Origin of the sequence: Nonomuraea zeae (genome assembly GCF_005889725.1) — a bacterium.
GTDB lineage: Bacteria > Actinomycetota > Actinomycetes > Streptosporangiales > Streptosporangiaceae > Nonomuraea > Nonomuraea zeae.
This window is the reverse complement of sequence record NZ_VCKX01000537.1, coordinates 1-4,077: the sequence shown is the minus strand read 5'-3', so window position 1 is coordinate 4,077 and position 4,077 is coordinate 1. Positions and strand designations below refer to the sequence as shown.

Below are 4,077 nucleotides of genomic sequence, written 5' to 3'. Positions count from 1 at the left end.
CACCGCACCCCCCTTGGTCCGCCGCACCCAACCGGGCCGTCCCGCGCAACCCACCGCGACGGCGTGCGAGGAAGACGCACCGCTCCCGGCTGGATGGCCGCGAAGCCCGTACCCGGCGTGCCCGGCGCGTGAGAGGGTAGTCGGGTCCGGTGGCGCCGGAAGACGATCTTGCTCTGGCGCGCCACGGAACTCATCGATCGCAGGAGGTTTCCGGGGTGAGGCGCACGGTTGTCGCGCTGGCCGTGCTGGTCGGTCAGATGCTGCTCGGTCACGCGATGCTCGCCGGCCCGGCGCGGGCCGGGGACGGCCCGGCGCAGGCGGACGGAAGTGCCGCGCGGGTGGCCCTCATCGGCGTGTCGGGCCTGCACTGGAACGACCTCACCCCGTCCGACACCCCCAATCTGTGGGAGCTGGCCGAGGCGAGCGCGATCGGCTCGCTGTCGATCCGGACGATCGGCAACGTGACCTGCCCCTACGACGGCTGGCTGACGGTCTCGGCGGGCACCAGGTCGGCGGCCGGCTACGGCTGCGGCGCGGCCCCGGCACCCGAGGTGCAGGGCGCGGGCGCCGTCATCCCCGGCTACCGCTACCTCATCGACGTGGCCGGGCAGCGCAACGCGGGCACGCTGGGCGAGTCGCTGAAGGCGGCCGGCCAGTGCTCGATCGCGATCGGCGCGGGCGCCGCGCTCGCGCTGGCCGACCGGCAGGGCGCGGTGCAGCGCTACCACGCCTCGCCGCTCCAGGTCACGACCGGCGACCTCGGGCAGTGCCGCATGATCGCCATGGACGTCGACGACCTCATCCGCCCCTACCTGGCGGGCGACCGGCTGCCCAAGGTGCCCGACCAGCTCGGCCCCGCCGAGCGCCGCGAGGCGCTGCGCCTGGCCGACGCCAAGGCGGGCGCGCTGCTGTCGATCCTGCCCGCCGACACGACGGTGCTGCTGGCGGGCCTGTCCGACCACGGCTCCGTACCCCACCTGCGCGTGGCCGCGCTCAGGGAGCCCGCGAGCGCCACGGGCTCAGCAGCCTCCGCGGGCTCCGGCACGCGGGGCCGCGCGCTCGGTGCGGCGTCCACCCGCCGCGAGGACATCTCGATCCTGCCCGACCTGACCTCCACCGTGCTGACCAGGCTCGGCGTGGCGGTGCCGAGCACCGTGGTGGGCGTTCCGATGCAGGTGGGCGACCACGGCGCGACATTCGACGAGCTGCGCAGGGCCGACTCCACCGCGCAGGCGATCCGCTCGGTGAAGGGCGTCTACTTCACCGTCGTGGCGGTGCTGCAGGTCGTGTTCTACCTGGTCGCGTTCCTGCTGCTGCGCCGCCGCAAGGGCCTTTCCCCCATCCGCCTGGCCGCCGTCGCCCTGGCCGCCTTGCCGGTCTCCAGCTACCTGGTCAACCTGCTCCCGTGGTCGAGCCTGCCGCAACTGGTGGGCGGGGTGCTCGGGTGGGCGGCGCTCGTGACGGCGCTCGCGTTCGGGGGGCCGTGGCGGCGCCGGCCGCTGGGCCCGCTCGCCGTGGTCGCCGGAGTCACCGCGCTGACGCTCGCCGGCGACCTGCTGACCGGTACGACCCTGCAGCTCAACAGCGTCATGGGCTACAGCGCGGACGTCGGAGCCCGCTACTTCGGGCTCGGGAACATCCCGTTCGCGCTCCTGGCGACCGGCACCCTGCTGGCCACCACGGTGATCGCGCACCGCTGGCCGGGCAAGGTGGGGCTGGCCGCGATCGTGCTGCTGGGCGGGTTCGCGATGGTGCTCGGCGGGTCCGGCATGGGCAGCGACTTCGGCGGTGTCATCGCGTTCGTGCCGGGCATCGCGGTGACCGCGCTGATCCTGACGGGCAAGCGGGTCTCGCTGGTGAAGCTGGGCGCGTTCTGCGTGGCCGGCGGGGTGATCGTGATGGCGTTCGCCTGGATCAACTACCTGCGGCCGCCCGACGAGCAGACGCACCTGGGCAGGTTCGTGGGGCAGGTGCTCACCGGGGAGGCGTTCGACGTCATCCTGCGCAAGCTGCAGGCCATGCTCGCCACCCTGCTGAGCCCCAACCTGATGCCCATCGTGATCGCCGCCGTGGCGTTCCTCGTCTACGCCATTCTGCGGCCGGAGCAGGCCTCGGCCGGGGTGGTGCCGGCGGCGTTCGAGCACTCGCCCGCGCTGCGGGCGGGCCTGATCGGCACGCTCGTCAGCGGCGTGGTCGGGATGCTCGTCAACGACTCCGGCGCCGCCGTCCTGTCGATGGCGCTGGCGCTGGCCGTGCCGCTGCTGCTGGCGACCGGCATCGGCGCGCTGCGGCGCGAGCGCGAATCAGTCCCAGGCGTCGGCGAGCAGCTGGCGGGTGTCGCGAAGTAGCTGCGGCAGGACCTTGGTCTGGGCGACGACCGGCATGAAGTTGGTGTCGCCGCCCCACCGGGGCACCACGTGCTGGTGCAGGTGCGCGGCGATGCCCGCGCCGGCGACGTGGCCGAGGTTCATGCCGACGTTGAAGCCCTGTGCGCCGCTGGCCTTGCGCAGCGCGCGCAGCGACTTCTGGGTGAACTCCCCCAGCTCCGTCAGCTCGGCGGGCGTCAGCTCGTCGTAGTCGGAGACATGGCGGTAGGGCACGACCATGAGGTGGCCGGAGTTGTAGGGGTAGAGGTTGAGCACGGCGTACACGCTCTCGCCCCTGGCGACGATCAGGCCGTCCTCGTCGCTCATCTTGGGGATCACGTCGAACGGGCACCCGTCGCCGGCTTCCGTGCCCGTCGGTTTGTTCTCGCCCTTGATGTAGGCCATGCGATGCGGGGTCCACAGACGCTGGAAGTTGTCGGGGGCCCCGGCCCCTGCCTGATCGTGCATAACTAGCAGCATAGGACCACGGACAAACGCGGGCCTCTTCCGGCACAATCCTGAGCACCGCCTACAGGAGGCCGCGATGAGTGACGCTTTAGCCGAGCACCCCGTTCCTTCAGCAGAGCACCCCGATCAGAGCTCCCTTCCGGAGTCGGCCACCGCCCCCGCCGAGGTCCCGCCGCCGTACCCGGAGCCGCACTCCGCCGGCGCCGTCGTCAAAGGGCGGATCAAGGTCGCCGACGAGGTGGTGGAGAAGGTCGCCGCCCTGGCGGCGCTCGAAGTGTCCGGCGTCGCCGACATGGGCGGCGACCTGGCCAGGGCGTTCGAGTCCGTACGTGACCGCATCGGCATCGGGTCCCGGCGCGGCAACCAGGGCGTCAGCGCGCAGATCCAGGATCGACAGGTGGCGGTGAGCGTGACGATCGTGGTCGAGTACGGGCACGTCGTGATGGAGGTCGCCTCCGAGGTCAAGACGAACGTGGCCAGGAGCGTCAGCCGCATGCTCGGACTGCGCGTCATGGAGGTCAACGTGACGGTCGACGACGTGCGCCTGCCCGGCGAAGGCCGCCCGTCGCCGCCCGAGCCCGCGGACGACGACGAGCCGTCGTACTGACCGACGAACCGTCGCACTGACCGACGAACCGTCCTACTGACCGACGAACCGTCCTACTGGCGGCGAGCCCTTGTCCTCACCGACGAGCCGCCGCACTGACCTGCCTGCCGCCTCGCCGTTCCATCGGGCGCCGGTCCGCCGGGGCGCCGATGGGCGGCGGGGCGGTCACGGCTCGGGCTCGGCCTCGGCGATCGAGAGCATCGTGTCCGTCGGAATGGTCCGCGACAGGCGCAGGCCCGCGGCCGCGAACAGCCGGGCGAAGTCCGCCTCCGTGCGCTCCTTGCCGACCAGGGCGGACATCAGCAGCAGGTCCAGTGTCTTGGCCTGGTGGGGAGCGTTGCCGCGCGGGACGACCGCGTCCACCACCAGGATCCGGCCGCCAGGCGCCATCGCCCGGCGGCAGTTGCGCAGGATGGTCACGCACTGCTCGTCGTCCCAGTCGTGCAGGATGCGCTTGAGCAGGTAGACGTCGCCGCGCGGGACCTCGGCGAAGAAGTCTCCCGCCACCGCCTGCCAGCGGCCCTTGACCTCGTCGGCGGCCAGCCGGTGCCCGGCCACCGCGTGCGCCTCGTCGAACAGCACCCCGTCGAGCCGCGGACGCCGGCGCAGCACCTCCAGCAGGAACCCGCCCTGACC

4 protein-coding genes are annotated in these 4,077 nt (G+C 72.5%); 2 read left to right on the top strand and 2 right to left on the bottom strand.

Annotated features, from left to right (window positions below; translation table 11 throughout):
• Positions 1-215 precede the first annotated feature (215 nt).
• A complete protein-coding gene (locus ETD85_RS60670; RefSeq protein ID WP_240780152.1) occupies positions 216-2,348 on the top strand; it encodes a hypothetical protein in 2,133 nt (710 codons plus the stop codon).
• Here ETD85_RS60670 and ETD85_RS60665 read toward each other — a convergent pair.
• The gene (locus tag ETD85_RS60665; RefSeq protein ID WP_240780151.1) at positions 2,304-2,834 is read right to left on the bottom strand and encodes an HIT family protein; all 531 of its coding nucleotides are present in this window, start codon (positions 2,832-2,834) and stop codon (positions 2,304-2,306) included. The genes ETD85_RS60670 and ETD85_RS60665 overlap by 45 nt on opposite strands.
• A gap of 76 nt (positions 2,835-2,910) precedes the next feature.
• On the opposite strand from ETD85_RS60665, the gene ETD85_RS60660 reads away from it, so the two are divergent.
• Positions 2,911-3,441, top strand: coding sequence for an Asp23/Gls24 family envelope stress response protein (locus ETD85_RS60660; protein ID WP_138698830.1), 531 nt, complete (start codon positions 2,911-2,913; stop codon positions 3,439-3,441).
• A 165-nt stretch (positions 3,442-3,606) separates the two neighbouring features.
• Here ETD85_RS60660 and ETD85_RS60655 read toward each other — a convergent pair.
• Positions 3,607-4,077: methyltransferase (locus ETD85_RS60655; protein ID WP_276617427.1), on the bottom strand; the 471-nt coding region annotated here is incomplete at its 5' end.

Excerpts from the sequence above, each read along its gene's own strand:
- ETD85_RS60665 (WP_240780151.1), bottom strand. The coding sequence starts at position 2,834 with ATGCACGATCAGGCAGGGGCCGGGGCCCCCGACAACTTCCAGCGTCTG.
- ETD85_RS60660 (WP_138698830.1), top strand. The coding sequence starts at position 2,911 with ATGAGTGACGCTTTAGCCGAGCACCCCGTTCCTTCAGCAGAGCACCCC.